The organism is Arthrobacter tecti, from assembly GCF_054511355.1.
In genome coordinates, this window is sequence record NZ_JBTNCT010000021.1 from 1 (window position 1) to 24,775 (window position 24,775).

Consider the following 24,775-nt stretch of genomic DNA (forward strand, 5'->3'; position numbering starts at 1 on the left):
TCAACGCCAGACCACGCAAAACACTCAACTGGAACACCCCAGCCGAGCAATTACGTGATCTACTCATAACCAGCTAACCACCGGGTGTTGCAACGACCCCCAGAATCCGCCCATGCAAAGAGAGCACCGCAGGCGAATCTCCGGAAGACACATAGTGCTTCTACGTAGGCCGCGATCCGCGGCCGGACCTCAGGTGGGCTGATCGTGCAGCACCGGCGCACCACTGATGAAGCGCGTGATCTGCTCTCCGTGCCACAGATGTGCGGGCACTCCGCCGCCGAGCAGTTCGCGGGCCAACCCGGGTTCCTCGCCGAGCGGGGCGTCGCTGCCGGCAATAATCACGTTGCCGTAGCGCCTTCCTTTAAGCATGGCGGGATCTGCGATTATCACGGTGTTCGTGAAGGCCGTGGCTATGGTGGCTGCCTCCCGCCGGGCCATCGCGAGATCCGGTGAGTCACCGCAGTTGACCACATAAACGCCCGCAGCATCCAGCACCCGCTTGGCGTGCTCAACGAACTCGAAAGTCGTGAGCGGCCGCGGCGTGCGACTGCCTGCGAAGACGTCGCGGATGACCAGGTCCCTGCTGTTGTCGCTGAGCGATTCCGTCACAGCGCGGGCCTCTCCCACGCGAATACGCAGGAGCGGGGCGCGTGGTAAGTCGAACCATTCCCGCACCAGGGTGGCCAGCTTGCCGTCGAGTTCCACCACCACCTGCCGTGCGTCGGGAAAGGTGGTGGCGAAGCTTCGGGCCAGCGAACATGCGCCCCCGCCCAGGTGGAGCACACGCAAACGCTGGGTGACCGGCCACTGGGAGGTTGTGAGCGAACTGATCCACCGCATGTACTCGAAGTCGAGCCGGGCGGGATCGGTGAGGTCAATATGGGAGCTCGGCACGCCGTTGACGTGCAGCACCCAGCCGTTGGGGTTGAAGCGGTCGGGCACCAGTTCGCAGGTGCCCGTATCGATGGTGTGGATACCCGGTGCCGGACCGCCTTCCGACTCCCCCGAGGGCTTTCGTTCCCTTTGACGTCCCACTGATTATTCGATCAATGACCCGGCGCCGACATGGCGGGCCGGACCATCCGGATTTCGTTCAACCCGTTCCACCGTTCGGATAGCTGCTCCATCGCGCCGTCTGGCTCGAAGCCCAGCTTCCGGTAGAACGCGATAGCGCGTTCGTTCCCGTCCAGCACCCACACGCACGCGGCGGCGTTGCCGATCACCGCATCGGCGAGCGCCTGTCCAAGCCCCGTTCCGTAGTGCTCTTCGAGCACGTAGATCATGAACAGTTCGACGTCGGTGGGCGGGTTGTCGCCCCGGGTGGCACCGCCGCCGGCGATACCGACTATTGTGCCGTCGTCGTCGACTGCCACGAACGGCACGACGCCGGTCGCGTCGAAGCCCATCCGCCAGGCTTCAGCCTGCGCTTCGATGCTGTCGTCAAGGCCGGCGAGAATCTCCTCGCTGAGCTTGCCGCGGTAGGCCTGCCGCCAGCCCTGGTTCTTCATGCGCAGGGCGGCTTCGATCTCGTGGATGCGGAGCGGTCGGATGGTCACCATGGCGTTCATGCTATCCCCCGGGTGGGGAACATTCGTGCAGCTCTGGCGACGAAGACGGCGCTCCAGCTCACCGGACCTGCACGAATCGTCCCTATTGAAGCCGGTGCATGCGGAACATCGGCTTCGAGTGCCAGACCGGCCCGCACAAGGCGGTGGTGCCGTCTGGTTCGAAACCGTTCCGACGGTAGAACTGTTCCGCCCGCGGATTGTCGTTCAGGATCCACAAGTACGCAGGTGAGGAGCCGATGGCAGTGTCCAGCAGCCGTTGCCCCAGCCCTGAGCCGTGCGTCGATGCGAGGGTATAGATGTGGTGCAGCTCGAAGTCGGGCCGGTCGGCATCGCGACCGGGGCCGGACTTCGCGATGCCGACGGGCTCACCAGAGGCGCCGAATGCCACCCAGCTGGTGACGCCGTCGTCGTCGGCCAGGGAAGCGCGGCGGTTGCGGATCATGACGGGCAGCTCGGCGTCGTAGTGATCGTGAAACTCCTGCGGCATGATGTGGGCGTACGTCTCGTGGAGGGCGGCGACGTGGGTGCGCACGTAAGCTTCGGCGTCGTCGACCGTTGCCTTGCGGATCACAAACTGCGTTCTAGTTGACGATGGCGATTGCAAACCCATCCCAGTCCTTGGTTCCTACGGTTTGTACGGCGGTGGCCTCCAGGCGCGGGTGGCTGCCGAGCAGTTCGAGCGCTTTGCGGGTGCCGCGGATGTCGTCATCGTCGCTGTACTCATCGAGGACGCCGCCGCCGCGCACCACGTTATCGAGCACGATCACCGATCCCGGACGTGCGAGTTTCACCGCCCACTCAAGGTAGTTCGGGTTGTTCGCCTTATCGGCGTCGATGAAGAACAGGTCGTACGGGCCGGTGAGCGTCGGCAGGGTCTCGAGGGCGGCTCCCACGTGCACGGTGACTTTGTGCCCGACGCCGGCTGCCTCCAAATTGCGCCGGGCAACCTCGGCGTGGGCCGGCTCGTATTCGCACGTGTCGATCGCGCCGTCGTCGGGAATGCCTCGGGCGAGCCAGATGGTGCTGAAACCGCCGAGCGTGCCGATCTCCAGTACGCGCTTCGCCTGGTGGATGCGGGCGAGCAGCATGAGGAACTTACCCTGGCCTGACGTGACCTCGATCGCCGGCATGCCAGCGTTGCGGGTGTTCTCGACGGCTGCCAGAAGGGCGGCGTCGGGCTTGATGACGGTCTCGTTGAGGTAGCCGTCCACCTCGGCCCAGCGGCTCACGAGTGGCCCTGGTACTCGTTCATCTCGTCGATGGCGCGTTCAAGCCGTTCCACTTTGCCGGTCAACTCGCCGGTGTGTCCGGGACGGATGTCGGCCTTCAGCACAAGCGAGACGCGGCTCCCGTACTTGGCGACGGCCTCGGTGGCACGCTTGACGACGTCCATCACCTCATCCCATTCACCCTCGATCTCGGTGAACATGGAGCTCGTTGAATTGGGCAAACCGGAAGCGCGTACGATCTTCACGGCTTCCGCGACGGCAGCGTGGACGGACCCGTCGGTGTGTTCTTCATTTTCGCCGAAACGGCCTGACGGTGCGACTGAGAAGGCTACAAGCATGGAGGTAGTCTCTCAGGTTTGCTCCGTGCGGTCACCCGTTTGCAGTTCGAGACTCATCCAGCGTTCAGGATCGGTGATCTGCTCGAACCCGAATTTCCGGTACAGCTCGTGGGCGTCTCCGGTCCGAAGCATGATGCGCTTCATGGTCGGTTGCGTCAGGTCCGCGCAGATTGCCTCGACTAGCGCGACGCCGACACCCTGGCCCCGCGCGCTGGCATCCACGAAGACGTCGCACAGCCAGGCGAAGGTCACGCCGTCGGTCACCACGCGGGCGTAGGCGACCTGCGCGCCGTCGTCGTTATAGACGCCGTAGTTGCGGGAACCATCGATCGCGGCGTCCTGTGTTTCACGCGGCCTGCCCAGCGCCCAGTACGCCTCCTGGGAGAGCCAGGCGTGGACTTGCTCGCGGTCGATGCGGTCGGTGTCTGCGGAGATCTGGAAGCCGGCGGGGAGTTTGATGCTCACGCCGCCATTCTCGCACTCGGAGATTTGGGTTCAACTGCGACCGACGATCGAGCCAACCAACCAGTCGATGGGCGAAGCAAGCGATGACCGTTTAGAGTGCCGTAACCGCCGAGCGCTCATCTTGCCGGCACCTGTCAACTGGCCTGGCTGGATCTGGTGCGCGATGTCTAGAGCCCTGCACACATCTGTTGCAGAGGCTGGAGAGGGACCCAAACGCAACGCGATATCAGGTTCGTCTGACGTGTTGCGAAAGGGTGTACTCGGCGCAACACATCTGTTGACACACCGGCCAAAGCTAGAGATAGGAGGCCCTGCAGTACGGTCGCCAGTCACATAACTGATGCGAATTCTCGTCAACCGTGGAAAGGTCATGTTATGGACGGAAATTATTCTTCTTACAACTACGTCTCAAGCGCCACCCGGATTCGGGAGATTCTAGATCAGCCGTCAGGATCCTTTGAGGAATCGAACTCACTGCCCGACCGGGACCGACTCACCTTCACCAACGGATTTTACAGCTACTGCTCGGCAATCTTCGTGGACATTAGAGATTCCTCGGGACTCACCGATAGGCATTCCCGCCCAGTCCTCGCGAAGCTGTACCGTTCGTTCATCTCAGAAATGGTCGCTGTACTCAACTCATCACCTCTTGTACGAGAAGTAAACATCGTCGGTGACTGCGTATGGGCCGTCTACAACACTCCTCAGAAACCAGATATCGATGCGGTTTTCACCATTGCTTGCTTCGCCAACACCCTCAAAAAATTGCTGAACTACGAGCTTTCGAGGAAGGGCTACGAGCAGATGAATTTTGGGATCGGAGCAGACTACGGCCGGGCGCTGATGATCAAGGCTGGCCATAAAGGAAGCGGCATCAATGAAGTGGTCTACATGGGAGACGTCGTTAACCGCGCCGCCCATCTCGCGCACACTGCGGGACGCGGCTGGAACCACCCAATTTGGTTAGGAGAGGTGTTCGCTCAAAACCTCAATGACGACAACGCTAAGTGGGTAACCTCTGGTTACACATCTGAATTGGGCAGCTACCGCTCCGGAAACGTCATTATTACGAGCATGAACGATTGGATCTCCGAGCAGTACGAGTAGGCGCCGTCGACGTGCCACGGGCTACATACCTAGCATCGACAACACAACCGTCGCGATGAGGCACCCGACTGCTATCAACTCGAGGATGATTGCCCGGTTCACACGCTTGAACTTGATCACTGCGACGTGCGAGTTCTCGTGAACTTGGGCAGCAATTTGCTCGGTCAAGCGATCTTGATCCTTCGTAAGGAGAGACAGTACTTGCTGATAGGTGGGTCCGTCGTCCTTGTAATGGGTGGCTACGTGACCAAAGAACAGTAAGTTCACCTGGTCAGACGACGCTTCGACCTTCAAATTGGAGGATGTCGCCCTCGACCTCCATAGCTTTTTCCGCTCTTTCCGTGTCCTAGTACGCGGAAATAACGCACCAGCTGCGAATCCGACTGCTACGACTAAGGCTGCGATGCCTGCGAGAACCACGATGTTGAGCACCAGAGACCACTCCCCTTGGTTCGTCCTCGCCACGTTGAAGAGTAGTGTCCCAGTGACACCCACGAAAGCCAACGCCACCCCTGTCTTTGCATCAGCGTGCCTGATCCACTCATTCGTCGTGGACAGCACCTTCCATGCATGTTCAGGCTGTGTTGGTTCCGGCATTGCTCTGCGTCTCCACACGTGGTCTCCATCTTTCATCCTGTACACCCGACCATATGAGGAACGGCCAGTTCGACATACTTACGTCCCCGTGTGAAAGTAAACACTGTTCGCCTCGCACTGGTGACACTCCGGCCGGCATCAGGTGCGGCCTCGCTGGGTTTCTACCTAGGGTCAGAACCCAATAGCAGAGCACAAACGAGCACCTGAGATTCGCGCTCGGGTTCGACACCCTGGGCCCGACCCCTTCCAGGGCGACCGCTCAGGCAGTGGCAAGGGGTCGTTTGTGACACTGCCATATTCCTCCTGACGTCGGCTCTCTGCTGAAAGGGCGAGAAACCTCCAAGCGTTCTCGCAGGTGGCGTGCGGCCGGATTGTCGGTACGACGTGGCACTCTCTTCTTGGGAGGAGGTCTCCCGACGAGAGAGAAAGGACGTGTCCGTATGGCCAAGCCCGAAGACAAGCCAAAGAATCCGAACAAGCCAGATCATCCGGTTCACCCGCCGCATCCGGAACATCCCGATAAGCCGGAAAAGCCGGATGTCCCACCGGGCCCACCGAACCCACCGAATCCGCCTGGAAATAGGCCCGTGGGTTAGTTTCGGTGATCGATTTCCTGCCATGGTGGGAGCAGCACCCCGGGAGGCTGGAGCATGAACGTTCCGCGCTGCAGCCTCTCGGTGTCACTGTTTCCGAAGATTCCGCCGCGAAGTCGGACGGAATTATCAAATGGACTGTCGCTGTACCCGACGCCTTCACGGGTCAGGGTGATGTCCAGCTGGTCGTTACGTTTCCTGAGTTTTACCCGTTCCTGCGCCCGGAGGTGACAGCCCCTGATCTTGATATGGCGCACCACCAGCACCCATTCGGGAAAAATCTGTGCCTGATCGGTCGCTCATCCGCTGCCTGGGACACTTGGAACGATCTCGCGTGGTTGATCCGGGAGCAACTGCACAAGGCGCTTGCACTGGGCGTTGCCGAGGAACGCGGCGGTGACGAGGAAGATCAGGGTGAGCCGTTCTCGGACTACTACACCTACATGGAAAATGCGATGGTGCTGATCGACAGTGCCTGGCAACCCCCTACAGTGACACCGAGTGGGGTTGCCACGCTGCGGATTACCGGGCCCATGCCTCTGCGCCCGGACATGAGCAGCCTTTTCGTCGTTGACTCCATCGCAGCCCCGGACAAACAAACACTGCTGGAAATACCGGGCGCTATTTCTCGGCACTACGCGAACAGCCCGGAATGGAAGGCCCAGTGGGTGCACCTGCCCGCGGCGGTCAAGGCATCAAGCGCAGCCGACATGTGGGAGGCAGTCGGAGCCGTCACCGGGCCTCCCCCACCTTCGTTGACCTGCAACGAAACCGACTTTGAGCTGCGGTTGATCTCCTTCCCGGAAGAACACTCTCAAACCACCACAGGGACAGGGTGGGTATTCCTGATCCATCAGTTTGGGAAGTGGGTACAGCCCGACAGGAAAGCATCCAAGTCCGGCAACCCGAAACGGCGCGTACCTTGGCGTGGGCCTTCGACCTACCATCTGATTCGAGCAGGACGGGTCGGTCTCGCTGACATGCGAGCACGGTTGGACCCAGCATCCTCCTTGGAGTCGAAGCGTGTGCTGTTAATCGGCGCGGGTGCGGTGGGCAGCGTCATCGCCGATCAGCTGTCCCGTGCAGGAATTCAGAAGCTGACGATCATCGACCCTGATGTGCTTGAACCAGGGAACCTCGTCCGCCACGCGAACAATCTGTCCTTCATCGGCACGGCCAAAAGCAGCGCTACTGCTGCTCTTGCAACTCAGGCCAACCCATACCTCGAGGTCCGTCCTCTCACTTTCTCGATGGGCAGCACAACAGCAGGTGCAGAGCAACGCACGATTGTGTCGCAGGAGTATGACCAGGCTGACCTGATCATCGACGCGACGGCGGAAGTTGGAGTTCAACGTTTATCCGCTTTCCTTGCCAGACAGGCAGGAAAGCCGTGGGTCGGCGCCTGGGCAACGAACGGAGCACGTGGAGGAGCAGTTATTCGGGTGCCGGCTACCGCGCCGTGGTGCTTTTCATGCTTTGAATGGGCGCGATCCGAGGAAAACACTGGTCTTCTGCCTCCGGCCAGTCCCGCACCCCTGACCCAACCGATTGGTTGCGCGGAACCCACATTCCTCGGCCCTGGATACGATCTCAACGAGGTGTCGGTCCATGCCGTCCGCACTGCTACGGCGGTACTGTCCGGCAAACCCACGCATGACGCAGCGATTCTGTCCTTGGCGCACCCCAGCGGAGCCGATCTGCCTCACTGGGACGTCATATCCCTGACTAAGCATCCACAGTGCGAGCACGATTGAGCACGCTCTGGCTGGGAAATGGCATCCTTGCAAGACTCCTGCACGAGGCAGCGGAGTTGGCGCCGATGGAGACAGGCGGAGTGCTCCTTGGGTGGCGTTCCCCTAGGCATATCTGTGTCACAAACATGGTCGGCCCCGGCCCGGCTGCTCGTCATGACAAAGCCTCCTTCGATCCGGATGCTGAATGGCAAGCGGCGCAGATAGCCCAGCTCTATGCCGAATCCGGCCGACGGTTGTCGTACCTGGGCGATTGGCACACCCACCCCGGCGCAACCCCGAATCCCAGTGCACGTGATCGCCAGACCCTCCGCACGATAGCCCGGCATCCCCCGGCGCGTTGCCCTCAACCTGTCATGGTGATACTTGGTCAGCCTCGCCCTGATCAGTGGGTAGCGGCAAGCCATTCAGTCGTCAGAGACCGTTTCCTGAGAACGCTCCGTGTCACTCGCTTACCGCTTCGTGTCGACGAGGAACTTGAGGGTTTTTAGTACCCAAAGAAGAGTGTGTCAGTCATATCGGAAGTAAGGTCGCGTTCTACTTTCGGAACGAAGAAGGAAAGATGTCTCCTTCCCGGAAGCAGTACATCCCGGAATAGGCCCTGTTGGACTGATTCCACAGGCACCAACCCAGCCCAGGACCCCACCCATGACCGGAGCTTCCGTGCACGGAATAACCGAGCCTCGGCTCAACCCTTTCTAGGAGACTGGCTGATGCTATCTGTTGCGGTGGCCTGCAAATCGAAGAAGTAGGAGACCTGCGGTTCCTACTAACACTGGGAGATATAACCGTGATGGACAGCACGAGCTACCAGCTTTGCCCGGTATCTGGGTACCTGACTCGGCTTTTTCGGCGGTACTAGCGGCGCAAGCTTCTTTGTATTCCTTGTACGCGGGACCGATGGTTAGGAGGACAGAACCGATGCCTATGAATCCAGTCAGTGGGCCTTCGAGGAGCGGCATCACGCAAGTGGGGTCAAACCCAAAGACCTGTCCGAGTACGGAACTGAGTGCGAGTAGCCCCCAGAAGGCGAGCATCATGCGAGCTGATGTTGTGCCCTTCACATACAACTCATCGCTGGGCGCGATACGCGAGAGACGAGCGGCCCAGAGCCAGCACGTCATAAGTGATGCAACAGCGCAGCCAAGTGCAATGGCAGCCAACGACTGCGAGTCACTATCAGGGCTACTCAGCACAGCAATCAGTAGGACGCCGGCCACGACCACCGGTACCACATACAAAAAACTCCACGTGCGGTCACTCGTCAGTGTCTTGATAATGCGCGCAACCGGTGCCATCAACGCCCTCCCCTCGTTCAGCATCGCCCAGCAACACACAATTCGAAACACTCATACGCCCTGGGCGCCGCAGGGGCAATAACCTGGGTGCCCGGAGTGTGCGCCGCCAGTTGGATGATCAAATGAGTTCTCGGATGAGCGCAGTTGCAGCATCCAGGCCGTAGAGTCTCTCGAGCGTTTCCAGAATGTCGGTAGACGATTGCTTTTCGTAGTGGTGGCCGGTCCTGGTGGCCATGCCTTGGACTGCCAGCAAGCCTAGGTCTGGACGCAGCGAGACCGTCTCGTAGGCGAAGTCTTTCGCGCTGACGATTTGAATGCCGCTGGGTATCTTATCTTCCGGAAAGTGACGGAAGTTTTCGGTGACGATACTTCCAGCTCCGCCTACTACTGCGGCAGCCAACACATGTTCATCGTCGGGGTCGGGCAGCCCGTAGGACCCATCCAACCCCTCCCAGTTCTGAACGATCGCATCTGGAAAGTTGCGCCGAAGCTGATCGCTGAGGTGAAGCGCCTTCCTCACCGCATCCTCTTCGGAGTCACCTCGCTTGATGCGCTTTCGCTCCTCATTCACCTCAACCTCCTCGATAATGGCCTCGCTGAAGATAAAGCGATATGCGCCTTCAAACGCGAGCGAGAGCAAGAAATCTCGTTGCGTGCTCGGCCAGAGGACGCAGCTATCGAGGAGGGCAGTGAACATGCTCCTTATAGTTTCACTTCTGTCGCGCCCTGCGCCTTCGCCCTGCTTCCGCCCGGGCTTTCTTCAGCTCTTCGACGGAGACCACTGGATCTTCATCGTCGACCTCGCCCAGCGAAGCTAGCACCGCGTACTGCTCTGCTTTGCGCCTCTCCTTAAAAGAGAGGACGTCCTCAAGCCTCACCCGCCTGTGCGTGGCGGGCTTTTCGAACGGGATCTCGCCAGCATCAAGAAGCTTCACAAACGTGGGACGCGTTATCCCAAGGAGTTCCGCAGCCTGCTGAGTGGTGAGCGTCATTGAACTCGGTGTAAGGGTGACAGCTAGCCCTTTGCGCATAGCCTCGACAGCCTTGACCAGCACGTCGTAAATCTCAGAAGGTATCTCTACTTGATCACCGGGCGCGGAGCCCGAGAGGAAGAACTGCGATCGCGGCGCCGCACCAGTTCGCTCGGTATGAGCTTCGATGAAGTCATAGATTTTCCCGGTCCCTGGTGCTTCAGGGGCGAAGAAGGTTTCCTTAACGGCGGGACTCGTGCTCATAGCAACAGACTCTCTGGTTCCTGTTTCTTAGTTTTCGTTTTTTTCGTTTTCCTTCTTATCGTAACCTCGCTAGACGTCACTGTCGACACGCTCTTCCTAACTAGACGACACCGTTAGGTGCTCATGATCGGCCCGCCAGGGTGCAGGAGTAAATCCAAACGAGATGGTTCTTCCATGCACTTGTTAGGTCCCCTGATGCGGAGTGCCGATAACGGCCCTTACGTCGGTCCAGCCAACGGCCTGCATAGGTCGATTTCGACGAGCATTCGGTCAAAATGGCACCGAGAGGTGCTGACCCGGTTGGCCCGCGCTCCTGCTGCAGCGACATCCGAACCCTCTGTGAACCAATATCTCTGAACTTCATCCGTCGCCCAACGCCTTGATCGTCGCATCATGGCGCTCACCCTCAGCGCGCCGTCCAAAGGCCGGTGTGGACTAACTAACAGTGACTACGCACCGGTGACTGTGCTTCGATTGGCCCATGACCACCCGAGGAATCTACGTCAGCGCCATGGCCCCCGGGTCCGGCAAGTCACTCATTTCCCTCGGGCTGGCGAGCATGCTTTCCAGTCATGCGGACCGGATCGGCTTCTTCCGTCCGATCTCGGAGGCGGAAGACTCTGACGAGGACCCCATGGTCCTTCTCATGCGCCGCACCTTCGGCCTCGATGAAAACACCGCCCGCAGCGGGATGACCCGCGCCGAGGCCAGGGCACTCCTCGTGGCCGGTGAGCGCGAGGAGATCGACGCTCGGTGCGTAGCCGCCTACAGCGAGATGGCGCAGTCCTGCGACGTGATCATCTTCGAGGGAACGGACCTCACCGGCCAGGACGCCGCCGTCGAATTCGACCTCAACGCGCGCCTCGCCAACAATCTCGGTGCGCTTGTGCTCGCTGTCGTCAGCGCGAAGGACATGACTGCCGCGGAGGCGGCTGACGCCGTCGACGTCGCACGCCGGGAGCTCGACGCCGCTGAGGTCTCGCTGCTTGCGATGATGGTGAACCGGGCCGACGACGACGCCGTTGCCGCCATCCGCGACCAGGTGCGGCCGGGGCGGTCTGGCAGACCGGTCTACGTCATTCCCGAGCTCAGCGAGATCTCGCAGCCGACTATTGCGGAGGTTGCCGGCGCTCTGGACGCCAGGCATATTGCAGGCGGTGCCACGCTTGAGCGGGACGTAAGTTCGGTCCGTGTTGCCGCGATGAACGTCGGTCATTTCCTTGAGCTCTTGACCGACGGCGCGCTGGTTATCGTTCCCGGCGACCGGGCGGACGTACTGGTGGCGACCGTGGCGTCGTCGTTCTCGCCGGAGTTCCCCGTGCCGTCCGGCATGATCCTCACCGGAGGACTGACCCCTGACCCAAATATCCTCGCGCTGTTGGCCCATGCGACCTTCCCGGTCTTCGCGGTCGACGACGACACCTACACCGCAGCCAAGCACGTCAGCGAAGTGCGCGGAGAGATCGCGACGGGTCTTCGGCGGAAGGCCGCCGCAGCACTCGGCGTGTGGTCCCGACAGGTGGACGCCTCCGAGCTTCTGGAACGGCTCGAGCTGCCGCGTCCGGTGAAGATGACGCCGCTGCGGTTCCTGCATGAGCTCATCGAGAGGGCGCGTGCCGATCGCAAACACATCGTGCTACCAGAGGGTCTGGATGTGCGGATCCTGAGGGCGGCAGAGATTCTTCGCCGCCGGGATGTGTGCGACCTGACCATCTTGGGGCCCGAGTCGCAGGTGCGGGAACTGGCTGCTGGGCAGGGAATCGACCTGACCGGGTTGACCCTCGTGGACCCGGCTACCTCGGACCTGCGTGAAGAGTTCGCTGCTGAATATGCGCGGCTCCGGGCACACAAGAAGGTGTCCCTCGACGACGCCCGCGAACGCATGCTCGAAGGAGCATACTTCGGCACCATGATGGTGCAGCTGGGATACGTCGACGGCATGGTTTCAGGCGCGGCGCACACCACGGCGAACACCATCCGTCCGGCACTTGAGTTCGTGAAGACAAAGGAGGGCGTGAAGATTGTGTCTTCCGTCTTCCTCATGCTGCTGCGCGACCGGGTGCTGGTGTACGGGAACTGTGCCGTCAATCCGGATCCTACCGATGAACAGCTCGCTGACATCGCGATTGCTTCGGCCGAAACGGCTGCTCAGTTCGGCGTTGAACCCAGGGTTGCCATGCTGTCCTACTCGACGGGTGAGTCCGGCTATGGTGGGGCGGTTGACGAGGTGCGGCGGGCTACGGAACTCGTCCGGTCCCAGCGCCCGAACCTGCCGGTGGAGGGACCCATTCAGTACGACGCCGCCGTCGACGCCTCGATCGCGGCATCGAAGCTTCCCGGTTCGTCCGTCGCCGGTCAGGCAACGGTCTTTATATTCCCGGATCTGAATACTGGTAATAACACGTACAAGGCGGTCCAGCAGTCGGCAGGTGCGGTCGCCGTCGGCCCGGTGCTGCAAGGGCTCCGCAAGCCAGTCAATGACCTGTCGCGCGGCTGCACCGTCGAGGACATCGTCAATACCGTGGCCATCACCGCCGTCCAGGCACAGCAACCTACAACGCAGGAGACATCATGATCGTCCTCGTCATCAACTCCGGCTCATCCTCGCTGAAGTACCAGTTGCGGGATACGTCGTCCGGCAAGCGCCTTGCCGAGGGCATCGTCGAGCGTATCGGTGACACCTCTCACGGCGGGCCGGCGGACCACCAGGAAGCGTTTGAGCGGGCAGCCAAGAGCGTCGATTGGGCTCTCGACGGCAAGACCATCGACGCCGTTGGCCATCGGGTGGTGCATGGCGGCGAGCGGTTCAGCGAACCGGTGCTGATCAACAACGAAATCATCCGGGCCATAGAACGCCTCAATCCCCTTGCGCCACTCCACAATCCCGCGAACGTGCAGGGCATCCGTGCAATCGCTGAGAAGTGGCCGGAAATGCCGCAGGTTGCGGTCTTCGATACCGCGTTTCACCGGTCGTTGCCGCAGCACGCCTGGCGCTACGCGATACCGGATGACCTGTACAAAAAGTACGGCATCCGCCGGTACGGGTTCCACGGCACGTCCTTCGAGTACGTGACTCAACGCACAGCCGCGCTGCTCGGCATGGAGGCGGCACAGTTCACCGGAGTCATTGCACACCTGGGAAACGGAGCCTCGGTAACGGCAGTCCAGAACGGCCGTAGCATCGACACGTCGATGGGTTTCACGCCGCTCGAAGGACTCGTGATGGGTACGCGTTCCGGCGACATTGACCCGTCGATCCTTCTGTTCCTGCTCCGCGAGGGCTACTCGGAACAGGAACTCGACCAGCTGCTCAACCGTGAGTCCGGTCTGTTGGGGCTCACCGGCCACAACGATATGCGCTCGGTCGAGGAAGCCGGCGATGCTACCGGAGAGACCGCACTGGAGATCGCCTCCTACCGCCTCGCGAAGTACATCGGCGGGTATCACGTTGCGGTCGGCGGGGCGCAGGGACTCGTCTTCACCGCCGGCATCGGCGAGAACTCCTGGCGGTTCCGCGAGCGCGTCGTGAAGCGACTGGGTGCCCTCGGCGTGTTCATCGACGACGCCGAGAACCAGAAGAAAAGCGGTTCACCCCGTGAGATCAGCAGTGAGGATTCCGCATTCCCCGTCCTGGTGGTGCCCACCGACGAAGAAGCGGCAATCGCGGAGGCGACTGCCGCCGTCGTCGGCCTCTGACTGCACCTGCATCGACTCCCCAATAGGTGACCGTTTCAGCCGCCAAAGAGTCACCTATTGGGGAGTGGATGGGAAGTGATTACCCGGTGACGCCCGTCAGCTCGTTCGGCACCTCGGGAAGGTCGGCGCTCCTGAGAACCTCGCCGCTCTCCAGATCAACGGCGTGGATCTGCTTCGACGCGGGCTCGGTCACGTAGGCGGTGTGCCCCTGCACGAAGACGGTAGGCCGCGGCTCCTGCCACTCCAGCGGCTCCTGCCACTCCAGCGGCTCCTCCCACTGTTCAACCACGGGCACGACGGCGGTTTCCTCCCCGGTCAGCGGGTCGAGGACATGCAGGGCGCCGTCGGTACCAAGCACGACCGCCTCGCCATGGGGGCCGCGGGCCAGGGACCGGAACGAGTAACTTGTGCCGAGGTCAACCAGCTGCAGGGACTTGGTGTCGGTATTGACCAGGGCGATGATTTCGGGGCGCTCAAGTTCGGCGTCCTTGTCCTTCTTGTAGTCGCCGAGCACCACCGGCGACTCCTCTGAACCGGCCTGGTTGCCGATCCGCCCGTACGAATCGGGGCTGTCCACCTTGGTGATTTCCCCGCCGTCGTAGATCAGGACACCGGTCTGGCAGCCGACGACGACGGCCTCCTCCGCCGCGACAGCTTCACCATGGATGCCGGTGCACTCTTCCGTCGCGACAACTTCCCGCGCTTCGTTGAGCACGGCGATCCCGTTGGCGCCGTCGGGATTCCCGGTTGAAGTGACGAGGGTGCCGTCGGAGAGTTCCACAGCCACGCCATGATGGGCCTCCGGGGCGGTCCAGTTCTCTGTTTCAGGCAGGCCCTCGGCGAGGTCGCCTGGATCGAAGATCTCCACCAGCCCGGACCCGTCGTGGAAGAGAATCGTCTGGCCGTCGTGGCGGACCACGTGGCCGGGCTTCTCAGACTCGAACGCGAGGTCCGTGAGCGCCGGTTCGGCAACGTAGTAGTGGTCATGGTCCCCGTGTCCCTCTGACCAGGTTCCCGCGTCGAAGACCTCGAAGGCATCGCCGGTTGAAACCAGGACGTGCCTTCCGTCACCGGCAGGATTGAGCCGGTTGAAGCCGTCGAGCTCCGCGCTACCTACCTGCTCAAGTGAGCCGGCGTCGAGAACCAGGATGCCGCCGTCGTACGTCAGGACAAGGCGCGGCGTCGCTTCGGTGGCTTCTTTCGTGCCGGAGGAAGCGGGAGTGGACGTGGGATCCGGTTCGGTGGCGGCGCCGGAACCGCAGGCAGTGAGCAGGAGGCTGGAAACGATGAGGGCAGAGGCACCCCGGGCACGGGAAGAGATTGTCATGCCGCCACGTTAGCATTAAACGGGAATCATTCTCATTAGCTTCAAGGTGCTCCAAGCAGTCTCGCCACAGCGGCCGCCGCGGCCCCTGTCAGGACGACAACGAGGAACGGCGCCCGCAGCCACAGCGCCACTCCGGCGGCAACCAGTGCGGCCAAGCGCGCATCGACCACCAACACCTGCCCGGTCGAGAAGGTGTTCACAGCGGTCAGCGAAGCCAGCAACCCGATGGTCAGCGTGCCGGCCACGCGCGTCATCCGCGGATTCTCCATCACCTTCACGGGTACCAGGTAGCCCGCGAGCTTCGTCACATAGGCGACCACGCACGCGATCAGGATCCACAGCCACAGGTTCACTTACTTGCCCTCCGATGAGTAGGGATCGACGTCGGGCTCCAGGCCTTCGCGGGCCGGGCCGTGACTGAACCACCCGACGACGCCGGCCACCGCGGCGGCTACCAGGATCGGCACCCCGGCGGGCACAAACGGCACCGCCAGCAGCGTCACCACTGCGCAAACGACGGCGATGGCCGCCGGCTCACGCGACTTCAGCCGCGGCCACAGAAGGCCGAGGAAAGCGGCAACCGCGGCGCCGTCGAGCCCCCACTGCGCCGGGTCGCCGATGGCGTTGCCCACGAGCGCACCCACCAGGGTGAACAGATTCCACAGCACGTAGATGCCGAGCCCGGCCACCCAGAAACCCCTGCGTTGCTCGAGCGGTTCGCTCTGGCCGGTTGCCGTCGCCGTGGATTCATCGATCGTGACCTGCGCCGCCGCGAAGCGCTTCCACCCGCGCGGCCGGACCATCGCGTTCATCTGCATTCCGTAAACCGCATTCCGGATCCCGAGGAGCCCGGAGGCTGACATCGCGGCAACGCCGCTCCCGCCACCGCCGACGACGCCGATAAACGCGAACTGCGATCCACCGCTGAACAGCAGCAGGCTCAGCGCCACGGTTTGCCAGATATCCAGTCCGGAGGCAACCGAGAGCGCGCCGAACGACACGCCGTAGAGACCCGTGGCAACCGCGATGGACAACCCAACCCGGACCGCCGGGGACTTCGAAAACTCCACCGGCCAAGCGTATGCCGAGAATCGAGGGCACTTCACTTCAACCGCGATCACGGCAATACTGAATATAGTCAGCATGCTTAGCAACCAACTCGATACAGGAGGAGCACACCATGAAGGCACTCACCTGGCAGGGCAAGCGGTCAGTCAGCGTCGAGGACGTTCCGGATCCGCGCATCCAGGAACTCACCGACGCCATTGTCCGCATAACGTCCACGGCAATCTGCGGCTCCGACCTCCACCTCTACGAGGTCCTCGGCCCGTTCATGAACAAGGGCGACGTCCTTGGGCACGAACCCATGGGCATCGTCGAGTCGGTCGGAAGCAGCGTGACCAACCTACAACCCGGTGACCGTGTAGTCATCCCCTTCAACATTTCCTGCGGTCACTGCTGGATGTGCAACAACGGCCTCCAGTCCCAGTGCGAAACCACGCAGGTCCACCAGCAGGGAACGGGCGCCAGCATCTTCGGCTACTCCGAGCTCTACGGCTCTGTCCCCGGCGGTCAGGCCGAGTACCTCCGCGTCCCGCACGCCGACTACGGCCCGGTGAAGGTCGGCAACGAGCTCCCCGATGAGCGCTACCTCTACCTCTCCGACATCCTTCCCACCGCCTGGCAGGCGGTGCAGTACGCAGCAGTGCCCGACGGCGGCACGCTGGCTGTGTTTGGGCTCGGCCCGGTTGGGCAGTTCTCAAGCAGGGTCGGGAAGTACCTGGGGCACAGGGTGATCGCCGTCGAACCCGTGCCGGAGCGTCGCGCGATGGCCGAGCGGCACGGGATCGAAACCGTGGACTTCACCAAGGACGTTGGGGACGTACTCCGGGAGATGACCGATGGCCGCGGGCCGGACGCCGTCGTCGACGCCGTCGGGATGGAAGCGCACAACTCACCGCTGGGCGCGTTCGCACAGAACGCCGTCGGGCTCCTGCCGGACGCAATCGCGAAGAAGGCCATCGAGACCGCAGGCGTGGACCGGCTGACGGTGCTGCATGCGTGCATCGACGCGGTTCGTCGAGGCGGCACCGTATCGCTCAGCGGTGTGTACGGCGGCACGGCGAGCCCCATGCCGCTGCTGAACATGTTCGACAAGCAGATCCAGACCCGGATGGGCCAGTGCAACGTCCGGCGCTGGACTGATGAGTTGCTTCCGATCGTGGAGGATCCGTCCGATCCGCTCGGCGTCATGGACCTCAAGACCCACGAGGTGCCGCTGGACGAGGCGCCCGAGGCCTACAAGACGTTCCAGAAGAAGCAGGACGGCTGCATCAAAGTGGTCCTGAAGCCGTAACCATATCCATCCACTCTTCAATAGGTGACCGTTTGGACGCTCTAACGGTCACCTATTGGAGAGTCGATGCAGTACAACTAGCTCGCGGCGTGGATCGCGTCCGCTGCCCTTACCAGCGCGAGATGTGAGAACGCCTGCGGGAAGTTACCCGCCATCCGTGCTTCGCCGGCGTCGTACTCTTCCGAGAGCAACCCGAGCCCATTGGCGTAGCCCACAAGCTGGTCCATGAGCTTTCGAGCTTCTTCGAGACGGCCGGTGTGTGCGTACTGCTCAACCAGCCAGAAGGAGCACGCGAGGAACGGGTGCTCCCCCGGCGCGAGACCGTCGAGACCCGACTCCGTCCGGTAACGCAGCAGCAGCCCGTGCTCGTCGAGCAGTTCCTGCTCCAGGCGGGCAACGGTGCCGAGCATCAGGGGATCGTTGTACGCCACGAAACCTACCTGCGGCAGTTGCAGCAATGAGGCATCCACCGGCGTACCGCCGTAGTGCTGCGTGAAGGAATTGATCTCGCGGTTGAAACCCTTCTCCAGGATCTCGTCGCGCAGTTCGTCACGGAGCTTCTCCCAGCGGTCCACCTCACCCTTCAGCCCGTACTCGCGCACAGCGCGGGCACCCCGGTCAAAGGCCGCCCACATCATCACGCGCGAGTGCGTGAAGTACGCCGGTTCGCCGCGCATCTCCCAGATCCCGTGGTCCTTGCGCGCCAGGTGCTTCTCCATGAAACTCAGCAGGGCGTGCTGCAGCGGCCAGGAGAACTTGCCCTCCTCCACACCGCGCTCGCGCAGTTTCTCCAGCGCGACCATAACTTCGCCGACGACGTCGGCCTGGTACTGACTGACGGCCCCGTTTCCGATGCGGACCGGGGCCGAGTCTGCGTAACCGGGCAGGTGACCGAGCACCTTCTCCGGGAGATCGCGCTCACCGGCAACGCTGTACATGATCTGGAGGTCTTCAGGATCCCCGGCGACGGCGCGCAGCAGCCAGTTTCGCCAATTCAGCGCCTCATCCTCATAACCATGGGTCATCATCGCCTCAAGAGTGAGCGCTGCATCCCGCAGCCAGCAGAAGCGGTAGTCCCAGTTGCGTTCGCCGCCGAAGGCTTCGGGCAGGGAGGTGGTTGGGGCTGCGACAATGCCGCCGGTGTCCTCATGCGTCAGGGCTCGCAGCACCAGGAGGGACCGCTTGACGATCTCGTCGTACTCGCCCTGTTTCTCGCAGCTCGATGCCCAGTCCTGCCAGTAGTCGATGGTGTCCTTCAGGGTCGTATCGAAGTCGAGCGGCTCGGGCTGCGGCCGGTGCGAGGGGTACCAGACCAGCTCAAGGTCGAACTTCTCGCCGGGCTCGACGGTGAATTCGCCGACGTGCTTGCGGTCCGCTGCCTTCGGCAGGTGGTCGCCACGGAGCAGCAGCGCGTCGGGTCCCGCCATCGCCAGGATGCCCGCACCGCCGTGTTCATGCGTCCGACGCACCCACGGCAGCACTTCCCCGTAGCCGAAGCGGACCACAAGTTCCTGGCGCATCGGCACTGAGCCGCTGATGCCCTCGATCCGGCGCGCCAAAGAAGCCCGGCGGTCGTGGATCGGCATGAAATCCGTGACGAGGACCTCGCCTGCTTCCGTACGCCACCGCGACTGCAGCACGAACGTGGACTCGATGTACTTCCACTCCACAAGGTCAGCGACTCCGGCCCCGTGCGCGGGAGCTACGACCCAGCGCCCGTGGTTTTCGTTCCCCAACAACGCCGCGAACACGGACGGGGAATCGAACCGCGGATAGCAGAGCCAGTCAACGCTCCCTCCGCGGGACACCAGGGCTCCCGTGTGGAGGTCTGAAATCAGTGCATAATCCTCAATCGGCATCGCCATGCATTAACTCAATCACACCCGATCGGAAGTCTGCTTCCCTTCCAACCGTCGAAGGACGTCTGCAGGCCGGTTGGTGGTGATTTCCTGGGCGCCCAGATCGTGGAGGTGGTCGACGTCGTCGTCGTTATCAACTGTCCACACACGCAGCCGGAGCCCCTCTTCGAGCCAGCGCTTCACCCGCTCGGGGTGGGCGCGAACGTAGTCAATACTGGGGCCGGCGAGGCCAACCGCGCCGTTCTCGATGATGTGCTCACCCTCGTGCAGCGCCCGCCGCAGCAGGTTCATCACCGCAGCCGCTGTGAGCGGGCCCAGCGTGTTGCGGACGTCCTCGGGGCGGACGTCCGCAACCAACTGGCAGACGACGTCGGCCGGCACGCGTTCCAGGAGATGACGCACCGAATCGGGGTTGAAGCTCATGAACGAGATGTGCAGATTGGCCAGGCGGGATGTCTCCGGGTCATAGCCCTCACTCATGAGGAACGCGATGAGGCGTTCCTCCAGCTTCAGGCCGAACGGGCTCGGGTGCTTCAGCTCAATAGCGAGTTCCAGCTCGCGGTCTTCTGCACGCATCAGGTCCAGCAGCTCCTCGAGGGTGAGCAATTGGTCGGCAATGCCGCCGAATTCGGGCGGTATGTTGGCGCCCTTCCAGGAGGCGAAGTCCAGTTCGCGCAGCTGCTGCAGGGTGTGGTCGGCAACGTCGCCGGTTCCGCTGGAGGTGCGGTCCAGCGTGGTGTCGTGGATGCAAACCAGTTCCAGGTCCTCGGTCAGATGCACATCGCACTCGATGCCGTCGGCGCCCTCCGCGAGTGCCTGTTGAAACGCCGCGCGCGTGTGCTCGGCGTACCGGTGGCTCGCTCCGCGATGCGCAAAAACCAGGTGCTTCATGCGTAATCTCCTCGCCTCAGTGCCTACGCTAGCAACGTGACTGTCCCGGCAACGGCTGGTTAGATGGGGAATCCATCATCAATGTGGAGGAACACGTGGCAATTGCGTTGACGGATACGGAGCGCGCGGCCGGATTGCGGCGCATGAAAACCGTCGCCACTTCTCTTCTGGCGGCGATGGCGGTTATTTTCCTGGTCGCCTTCGCGCTGCAGGACCAGTACCCGTGGCTGCAGTATGTTCGGGCCGCAGCGGAGGGCGGCATGGTGGGCGCCCTGGCGGACTGGTTCGCCGTCACGGCCCTGTTCAAGCATCCGATGGGTATCAAGATCCCGCACACCGCGATCATCCCGCGCAAGAAGGATCAGATCGGCACCTCGCTGGGCCAGTTTGTGGAGGAGAACTTCCTTTCCGAGGCTGTGGTGCAGCAGAAACTGACCTCCCTCGGCCTGGCGCAGCGCGCGGGCGCCTGGCTCGCGAAGCCGGAAGGTGCGGACCGCGTGGCCGTTGAGGGAGCGGCGCTGATCCGCGGCGCCTTCACCGTGCTCGACGACGCCGCTGTCCAGTCCGTCATCGAATCCATGGTGCGCAAACACCTCGTGGACCCTCCGTGGGGGCCGCCCGTCGGCCGCATGGCGGCACGGATTTTCGAGGAAGGGCATCACCACCGCCTCGTGGACCTGCTGGTGGACCGGGCCGCCGAGTGGGTGGATGCAAATTACGACGTCGTCTCCCGCCTGGTCTCGCAGCGTTCGCCCACCTGGGTACCCCAGTTCGTGGACGGGATGGTCGGAGACAAGGTCTACGTGGAACTCGCCAAGTTTGTGCGCGCGGTGCAGGCGGAGCCGGACCACGAAGTGCGCAAGTCCATCGACAAGTACCTCAAGGACCTCGCCCAGGACCTGCAGCACGATCCGGTGGTCATCGCCAAGGCCGAGGAGATCAAGACCAGCATCCTTGACGATCCCCGCGTCCACGACGTCGCCGTACGCACCTGGGACACCGTCAAGACCGCACTGCTGGAGGCGGTCAATGATCCCGAGAGCGAACTGACCCGCAACTTCAAGGCCGCCGTCCGCGATTTCGGTCGCCGACTGACCAGCGACGAGGAGCTTGCCGGTAAAATCAACCGCTGGATTTCCGACGGCGCCGGGTACCTGGTGCGGACGTACCGCAGCGACATTGCCGGCATTATCGCCGAGACAGTCGAGCGGTGGGACGCCGAGGAAACCTCACGCAAGATCGAGCTGCAGGTCGGCAAGGACCTTCAGTTCATCCGGATCAACGGCACCGTTGTCGGTTCACTGGCCGGACTGGTGATTTTCGCCGTCGCGCACGCAATCTTCGGGTGATCGCTGGGAAGATTCGTGCACATCCGACGACTTCCCGGCGCCTGAGGCCACCAGAGGTGCCCGAAAGTTCCTTAGGTCAGCGCCCGCCGTCAAGGAAACGCACCCGCTGTCCAGGCGCCGCCTGCGCGAGGACCGACAGATCCGCCGAATGCACCACCCCGATCACCGGGTACCCGCCCGTCACCGGATGATCCGCAAGGAACACCACCGGCAGGCCCGACGGCGGCACCTGAATGGCGCCAGCAACCATCCCTTCGGTGGGCAGCTCCCCGGTCCGGCTGCACTCCAGAGGCACCCCGTCGAGCCGCAGGCCCACGCGATTGCTTTCGGCAGTGACGGACCAAATCCCTGCAATGAGCCGCTGCCACGATTCCGCAGTGAACCAATCCTTCCGCGGGCCCTCGAGGATCCGCACAGCGTGCGGGCCGTTGGACGCTCGCCGCGACGGCGGGAAGCCCGCAGCACCCTGGGCGCTCCCTGCCCTCAGCACGTCCCCCCGCCGCAGGGGTGCCGGTCCGAGCCCCGACAGCGTGTCCATGGAAAGTGAACCGAGTTCACGCTCATCTTCGAATCCACCGCGAACGCACACGTAATAGCGCAGGCCGGCCTCTGCCCGACTCAGCCGCAGCACGTCACCGGCAGCCAGGTGCAGGACACCATGCCCACGCCGTCCGTTCACTTCGACGGCACCGGCAGCCCCCGTCACAACGACGACGGCGGGCGCCTCCGCCCGAAGCTCCGCCGGCCCCAGCAGTACCTCCAGCGCGGCCGCGCCAGCCGCATTGCCAACCATCAGGTTGCCGCGAGCATAGGCTTCGGTATCCAGTGCTCCGGAAGGACTTACCCCGAGCGCGGCCTGCCCGGGACGGCCGGCGTCCTGTAGCAAGGTCAGCGGACCAGGATCCAATACGGTGAAGGTCATAACACCCGGAACCTGACAGTGCATCCGGGCTCCAGGAGCGCCGGCGCTTGCGCCGACGGGTTCCACAGCTCAGCGTCCGTGCGGCCGATCAGCTGCCAACCGCCGGGCGATTGTCGTGGATAGACGCCGCTGAACTCCCCTGCCAGTCCCACCGATCCGGCCGGAACGGACGTACGTGGGCTTTCCCGCCGCGGGACTTTGAGCCGGGCGTGGTCCGTCACGAGGTACGCGAAGCCGGGTGCGAATCCGGTGAATGCAGCCGTCCACGTTGAAGCGGTGTGCAGCTCAACAACCTCTTCGGCGCTGATCCCGAGAGTGCTCGCGACCTCGGGCAGGTCCGGCCCCGAGTAGTCCACCTCAAGGATCACCTCCCGTCGCGGGAGCGGCGCGCCGTCGTCGTCGTCGTTCTGATCCTGCGCGCGCACCCACTCAAGGATGCTGTCCTGCGCAAGCCGGCGCGGTTCGTAGGTGATGAGCACCGTTCGGGCGGCGGGAACGACGTCGACGACGCCGGCTGGCCGCACCTCCAACGCGCGGTAGAGCCGCAGGACGGCGTCGATACTCTCGACCTCAAGGAGCAGCGCGCGGTCGCCGAACGGACGGACCCTCACACGAAGGACCGGATCTCGACTCCGGCGCCCAGCAGCTGCTCACGAACCGCGCCGGCCATTGCCACAGCGCCGGGGGTGTCGCCATGCACGCAGATCGAGGCCACGTCGAGCGGCACCCGTGTGCCGTCCCGGGCGATAACGACGCCGTCGCTCACCATGCGCAGGGCGCGTCCGGCAACTGTCTCGGGTTCGCCAAGTACCGCGTCCTGCTCTTTCCGGGGCGTGAGCGTTCCGTCCGGCTCATAGTTGCGGTCGGCGAAGGCTTCCCTGGCGGTGGGCTGACCCGCTGCCTCCGCACGCTGCAGGATCTGCGAATCCGGCAGGCCAAGAATGGGCAGACCCGGGTTGTAGGACCGGACCGCGGCCAGAACGGCCCCGGCCTGCGCACCGTCGTGGACTATCCGGTTGTAGAGCGCGCCATGCGGTTTCACGTAGGCGACGGCGCCGCCCACCGACCGGGCGATTCCGTCCAGCGCAGCAAGCTGGTAGAGCACGTCCGCCGCCAGATCCTCCGGGGCGATGTCGATGTACCGCCTGCCGAACCCGGCTAGGTCCCGGTAGGCAACGTGCGCCCCAATGGCGACACCGTACTGGACCGCGAGGCGGCAACTGGCGAGCATGGTCGCGGGGTCGCCGCCGTGGAAGCCGCACGCGATGTTGGCGCTGCTGACCAGGGGGAACATCGCGGCGTCGTCGCCCATGGTCCAGGCGCCGAAGCCTTCCCCGAGGTCCGCGTTAAGGTCGATCCGTGGCACCGGCTCCCTCACCGTACGGCTCAGTGCCTTCGGCAGGCTCAACGTACTTCAGCGTTTCGAGCTCGGTCAGGAGCTCACCGGGAATGACGTTGGGCGGCGGGCCGAATGCCTCGCGGGTCGCGTTGATGACCGTGCGGCCCATCATGTGGTTGCCTGCCCCGCCCACTGCGGCGCCTACGCCGAAGGGCAGTGCACGGCCCAGCAGCGCACCCCCCTGGCGCGCCAGCATGCGTCTGATGAACCGCTTCCGGATGCTCGCTCCGATGCTGCGGACCGCGGACGAGGACATCGAGCCGCCCACAACATTGCCCCAGTGCCTGGTAACACCGCCGGCAGACGAACCGATGGTCGCCTGGATCAGGGCCGAGCCCTCCTCCCCCATCAGGATTGCCATCACCATGGTGCGGGCGCGTTCCGGATCCTCCGTGGAGATGCCGTGCAACTCGGCTACCGACTGCGCATACAACGCCGTCGCCTCAAGGAACCCGATGGTCGCAGCCGCGGACAGTCCCAGTGACACGGCGGTTCCGATGGCCGGAACGACGGCGGTGCCGCCCACTGCGGCTCCTGCGGTGGTGATTGCCACGAGGTAGTCCCGCTCAAGCTTCGCGTTGAGTTCGGCGGCGGAGGCTGTTGGATGCTTCCTTCGAAGCCGGCGCAGGTTGGCCAGAACCAGCGGGCGCTGGATGTCGATCGCGCGCTCGACGGCGCGCTGGACGCCGGGCTTGGGGCGGCCCTCGCGGTCGAACACCGCTCCACCGGCAACTTTCGCAGCGGGGTTGAACCGTGCCATTGCATGATCCTTCCGTCGGTTATGTCTAAGCGTAG

General features: G+C 63.1%; 25 protein-coding genes. 7 read left to right on the forward strand and 18 right to left on the reverse strand.

From position 1 onward, the window contains the following. Positions 1-189 precede the first annotated feature (189 nt). The 6 genes from ACX80C_RS16905 to ACX80C_RS16930 form a co-directional block, all read right to left on the reverse strand. A complete protein-coding gene (locus tag ACX80C_RS16905; RefSeq protein WP_459327630.1) occupies positions 190-1,035 on the reverse strand; it encodes a spermidine synthase in 846 nt (281 codons plus the stop codon). 11 nt (positions 1,036-1,046) lie between these two features. After that, complete coding sequence (locus ACX80C_RS16910; RefSeq protein ID WP_459327631.1) at positions 1,047-1,559, reverse strand: GNAT family N-acetyltransferase; 513 nt, start codon at positions 1,557-1,559, stop codon at positions 1,047-1,049. A 91-nt stretch (positions 1,560-1,650) separates the two neighbouring features. Continuing rightward, entirely contained in the window at positions 1,651-2,139 is a 489-nt protein-coding gene (locus ACX80C_RS16915; RefSeq protein ID WP_459327632.1) for a GNAT family N-acetyltransferase, read from the reverse strand. A 10-nt stretch (positions 2,140-2,149) separates the two neighbouring features. Continuing rightward, complete coding sequence (locus ACX80C_RS16920) at positions 2,150-2,797, reverse strand: O-methyltransferase (protein ID WP_459327633.1); 648 nt, start codon at positions 2,795-2,797, stop codon at positions 2,150-2,152. After that, positions 2,794-3,135 carry a thiamine-binding protein gene (locus ACX80C_RS16925; protein WP_459327634.1) on the reverse strand — a complete coding sequence of 114 codons (342 nt, stop codon included), beginning with the start codon at positions 3,133-3,135 and terminating at the stop codon, positions 2,794-2,796. The genes ACX80C_RS16920 and ACX80C_RS16925 overlap by 4 nt, the downstream gene beginning before the upstream one ends. A 12-nt stretch (positions 3,136-3,147) precedes the next feature. Beyond that, the gene (locus tag ACX80C_RS16930) at positions 3,148-3,600 is read right to left on the reverse strand and encodes a GNAT family N-acetyltransferase (RefSeq protein WP_459327635.1); all 453 of its coding nucleotides are present in this window, start codon (positions 3,598-3,600) and stop codon (positions 3,148-3,150) included. 375 nt (positions 3,601-3,975) lie between these two features. On the opposite strand from ACX80C_RS16930, the gene ACX80C_RS16935 reads away from it, so the two are divergent. After that, positions 3,976-4,707, forward strand: coding sequence for an adenylate/guanylate cyclase domain-containing protein (locus ACX80C_RS16935; protein WP_459327636.1), 732 nt, complete (start codon positions 3,976-3,978; stop codon positions 4,705-4,707). Positions 4,708-4,728: 21 nt separating this feature from the next. On the opposite strand, the gene ACX80C_RS16940 is transcribed toward ACX80C_RS16935, so the two are convergent. Further along, positions 4,729-5,340 carry a Pycsar system effector family protein gene (locus ACX80C_RS16940; protein WP_459327637.1) on the reverse strand — a complete coding sequence of 204 codons (612 nt, stop codon included), beginning with the start codon at positions 5,338-5,340 and terminating at the stop codon, positions 4,729-4,731. 565 nt (positions 5,341-5,905) lie between these two features. Here ACX80C_RS16940 and ACX80C_RS16945 point away from each other — a divergent pair. Both ACX80C_RS16945 and ACX80C_RS16950 read left to right on the forward strand, forming a co-directional pair. Continuing rightward, entirely contained in the window at positions 5,906-7,651 is a 1,746-nt protein-coding gene (locus tag ACX80C_RS16945) for a ThiF family adenylyltransferase (protein WP_459327638.1), read from the forward strand. After that, the gene (locus ACX80C_RS16950; protein WP_459327639.1) at positions 7,636-8,139 is read left to right on the forward strand and encodes a Mov34/MPN/PAD-1 family protein; all 504 of its coding nucleotides are present in this window, start codon (positions 7,636-7,638) and stop codon (positions 8,137-8,139) included. Before ACX80C_RS16945 ends, ACX80C_RS16950 begins: the two co-directional genes overlap by 16 nt. 925 nt (positions 8,140-9,064) lie before the next feature. Here the strand turns inward: ACX80C_RS16950 and ACX80C_RS16955 are convergent. Both ACX80C_RS16955 and ACX80C_RS16960 read right to left on the reverse strand, forming a co-directional pair. After that, positions 9,065-9,643 carry a PIN domain-containing protein gene (locus ACX80C_RS16955; RefSeq protein ID WP_459327640.1) on the reverse strand — a complete coding sequence of 193 codons (579 nt, stop codon included), beginning with the start codon at positions 9,641-9,643 and terminating at the stop codon, positions 9,065-9,067. Between the two features lie 13 nt (positions 9,644-9,656). Continuing rightward, complete coding sequence (locus ACX80C_RS16960; protein WP_459327641.1) at positions 9,657-10,181, reverse strand: helix-turn-helix domain-containing protein; 525 nt, start codon at positions 10,179-10,181, stop codon at positions 9,657-9,659. Positions 10,182-10,662: 481 nt separating this feature from the next. Between ACX80C_RS16960 and pta the strand changes: the two genes are divergently transcribed. Both pta and ACX80C_RS16970 read left to right on the forward strand, forming a co-directional pair. Further along, positions 10,663-12,756 carry a phosphate acetyltransferase gene (pta, locus tag ACX80C_RS16965; RefSeq protein ID WP_459327642.1) on the forward strand — a complete coding sequence of 698 codons (2,094 nt, stop codon included), beginning with the start codon at positions 10,663-10,665 and terminating at the stop codon, positions 12,754-12,756. Further along, positions 12,753-13,877, forward strand: coding sequence for an acetate/propionate family kinase (locus ACX80C_RS16970; protein ID WP_459327643.1), 1,125 nt, complete (start codon positions 12,753-12,755; stop codon positions 13,875-13,877). The genes pta and ACX80C_RS16970 overlap by 4 nt, the downstream gene beginning before the upstream one ends. A 79-nt stretch (positions 13,878-13,956) precedes the next feature. On the opposite strand, the gene aztD is transcribed toward ACX80C_RS16970, so the two are convergent. From aztD to ACX80C_RS16985, 3 genes are read right to left on the reverse strand one after another with little or no spacing between them, the layout of a single operon-like run. Further along, on the reverse strand, positions 13,957-15,204 hold the full coding sequence (gene aztD / locus ACX80C_RS16975) for a zinc metallochaperone AztD (RefSeq protein ID WP_459327644.1): 1,248 nt from the start codon (positions 15,202-15,204) through the stop codon (positions 13,957-13,959). A 41-nt stretch (positions 15,205-15,245) separates the two neighbouring features. Then, positions 15,246-15,557, reverse strand: coding sequence for an AzlD domain-containing protein (locus ACX80C_RS16980; protein WP_459327645.1), 312 nt, complete (start codon positions 15,555-15,557; stop codon positions 15,246-15,248). After that, entirely contained in the window at positions 15,558-16,274 is a 717-nt protein-coding gene (locus tag ACX80C_RS16985; protein WP_459327646.1) for an AzlC family ABC transporter permease, read from the reverse strand. A gap of 110 nt (positions 16,275-16,384) precedes the next feature. Here ACX80C_RS16985 and ACX80C_RS16990 point away from each other — a divergent pair, with 110 nt between their 5' ends. After that, a complete protein-coding gene (locus ACX80C_RS16990; RefSeq protein WP_459327647.1) occupies positions 16,385-17,560 on the forward strand; it encodes a zinc-dependent alcohol dehydrogenase in 1,176 nt (391 codons plus the stop codon). Positions 17,561-17,637: 77 nt separating this feature from the next. On the opposite strand, the gene ACX80C_RS16995 is transcribed toward ACX80C_RS16990, so the two are convergent. Together ACX80C_RS16995 and ACX80C_RS17000 are read right to left on the reverse strand one after the other, a co-directional pair. Then, positions 17,638-19,425 (reverse strand): glycoside hydrolase family 15 protein, encoded by a 1,788-nt coding sequence (locus tag ACX80C_RS16995; RefSeq protein WP_459327648.1) that lies wholly within the window; start codon positions 19,423-19,425, stop codon positions 17,638-17,640. 12 nt (positions 19,426-19,437) lie between these two features. Next, positions 19,438-20,310 (reverse strand): glycerophosphodiester phosphodiesterase family protein, encoded by an 873-nt coding sequence (locus ACX80C_RS17000; RefSeq protein ID WP_459327649.1) that lies wholly within the window; start codon positions 20,308-20,310, stop codon positions 19,438-19,440. Positions 20,311-20,453: 143 nt separating this feature from the next. Between ACX80C_RS17000 and ACX80C_RS17005 the strand changes: the two genes are divergently transcribed. Continuing rightward, on the forward strand, positions 20,454-21,659 hold the full coding sequence (locus ACX80C_RS17005) for a DUF445 domain-containing protein (RefSeq protein ID WP_459327690.1): 1,206 nt from the start codon (positions 20,454-20,456) through the stop codon (positions 21,657-21,659). A gap of 76 nt (positions 21,660-21,735) precedes the next feature. Here the strand turns inward: ACX80C_RS17005 and ACX80C_RS17010 are convergent, their stop codons facing one another. From ACX80C_RS17010 to ACX80C_RS17025, 4 genes are read right to left on the reverse strand one after another with little or no spacing between them, the layout of a single operon-like run. Beyond that, positions 21,736-22,581, reverse strand: coding sequence for a 5-oxoprolinase subunit C family protein (locus ACX80C_RS17010; RefSeq protein WP_459327650.1), 846 nt, complete (start codon positions 22,579-22,581; stop codon positions 21,736-21,738). Further along, positions 22,578-23,192, reverse strand: a complete 615-nt coding sequence (locus tag ACX80C_RS17015) for a 5-oxoprolinase subunit B family protein (RefSeq protein WP_459327651.1) — start codon at positions 23,190-23,192, stop codon at positions 22,578-22,580. Before ACX80C_RS17015 ends, ACX80C_RS17010 begins: the two co-directional genes overlap by 4 nt. After that, positions 23,189-23,938 carry a LamB/YcsF family protein gene (locus ACX80C_RS17020; RefSeq protein ID WP_459327691.1) on the reverse strand — a complete coding sequence of 250 codons (750 nt, stop codon included), beginning with the start codon at positions 23,936-23,938 and terminating at the stop codon, positions 23,189-23,191. Before ACX80C_RS17020 ends, ACX80C_RS17015 begins: the two co-directional genes overlap by 4 nt. Then, positions 23,928-24,740: a hypothetical protein gene (locus tag ACX80C_RS17025; RefSeq protein ID WP_459327652.1), complete on the reverse strand. Its 813-nt coding sequence runs from the start codon at positions 24,738-24,740 to the stop codon at positions 23,928-23,930. Before ACX80C_RS17025 ends, ACX80C_RS17020 begins: the two co-directional genes overlap by 11 nt. Positions 24,741-24,775: the final 35 nt, after the last annotated feature.

Excerpts from the sequence above, each read along its gene's own strand:
- ACX80C_RS16910 (WP_459327631.1), bottom strand. The coding sequence starts at position 1,559 with ATGGTGACCATCCGACCGCTCCGCATCCACGAGATCGAAGCCGCCCTG.
- ACX80C_RS16925 (WP_459327634.1), bottom strand. The coding sequence starts at position 3,135 with ATGCTTGTAGCCTTCTCAGTCGCACCGTCAGGCCGTTTCGGCGAAAAT.
- ACX80C_RS16935 (WP_459327636.1), top strand. The coding sequence starts at position 3,976 with ATGGACGGAAATTATTCTTCTTACAACTACGTCTCAAGCGCCACCCGG.
- ACX80C_RS16940 (WP_459327637.1), bottom strand. The coding sequence starts at position 5,340 with ATGAAAGATGGAGACCACGTGTGGAGACGCAGAGCAATGCCGGAACCA.
- ACX80C_RS16955 (WP_459327640.1), bottom strand. The coding sequence starts at position 9,643 with ATGTTCACTGCCCTCCTCGATAGCTGCGTCCTCTGGCCGAGCACGCAA.
- ACX80C_RS16960 (WP_459327641.1), bottom strand. The coding sequence starts at position 10,181 with ATGAGCACGAGTCCCGCCGTTAAGGAAACCTTCTTCGCCCCTGAAGCA.
- pta (WP_459327642.1), top strand. The coding sequence starts at position 10,663 with ATGACCACCCGAGGAATCTACGTCAGCGCCATGGCCCCCGGGTCCGGC.
- ACX80C_RS16970 (WP_459327643.1), top strand. The coding sequence starts at position 12,753 with ATGATCGTCCTCGTCATCAACTCCGGCTCATCCTCGCTGAAGTACCAG.
- aztD (WP_459327644.1), bottom strand. The coding sequence starts at position 15,204 with ATGACAATCTCTTCCCGTGCCCGGGGTGCCTCTGCCCTCATCGTTTCC.
- ACX80C_RS16990 (WP_459327647.1), top strand. The coding sequence starts at position 16,385 with ATGAAGGCACTCACCTGGCAGGGCAAGCGGTCAGTCAGCGTCGAGGAC.
- ACX80C_RS16995 (WP_459327648.1), bottom strand. The coding sequence starts at position 19,425 with ATGGCGATGCCGATTGAGGATTATGCACTGATTTCAGACCTCCACACG.
- ACX80C_RS17000 (WP_459327649.1), bottom strand. The coding sequence starts at position 20,310 with ATGAAGCACCTGGTTTTTGCGCATCGCGGAGCGAGCCACCGGTACGCC.
- ACX80C_RS17005 (WP_459327690.1), top strand. The coding sequence starts at position 20,454 with ATGAAAACCGTCGCCACTTCTCTTCTGGCGGCGATGGCGGTTATTTTC.
- ACX80C_RS17010 (WP_459327650.1), bottom strand. The coding sequence starts at position 22,581 with ATGACCTTCACCGTATTGGATCCTGGTCCGCTGACCTTGCTACAGGAC.
- ACX80C_RS17025 (WP_459327652.1), bottom strand. The coding sequence starts at position 24,740 with ATGGCACGGTTCAACCCCGCTGCGAAAGTTGCCGGTGGAGCGGTGTTC.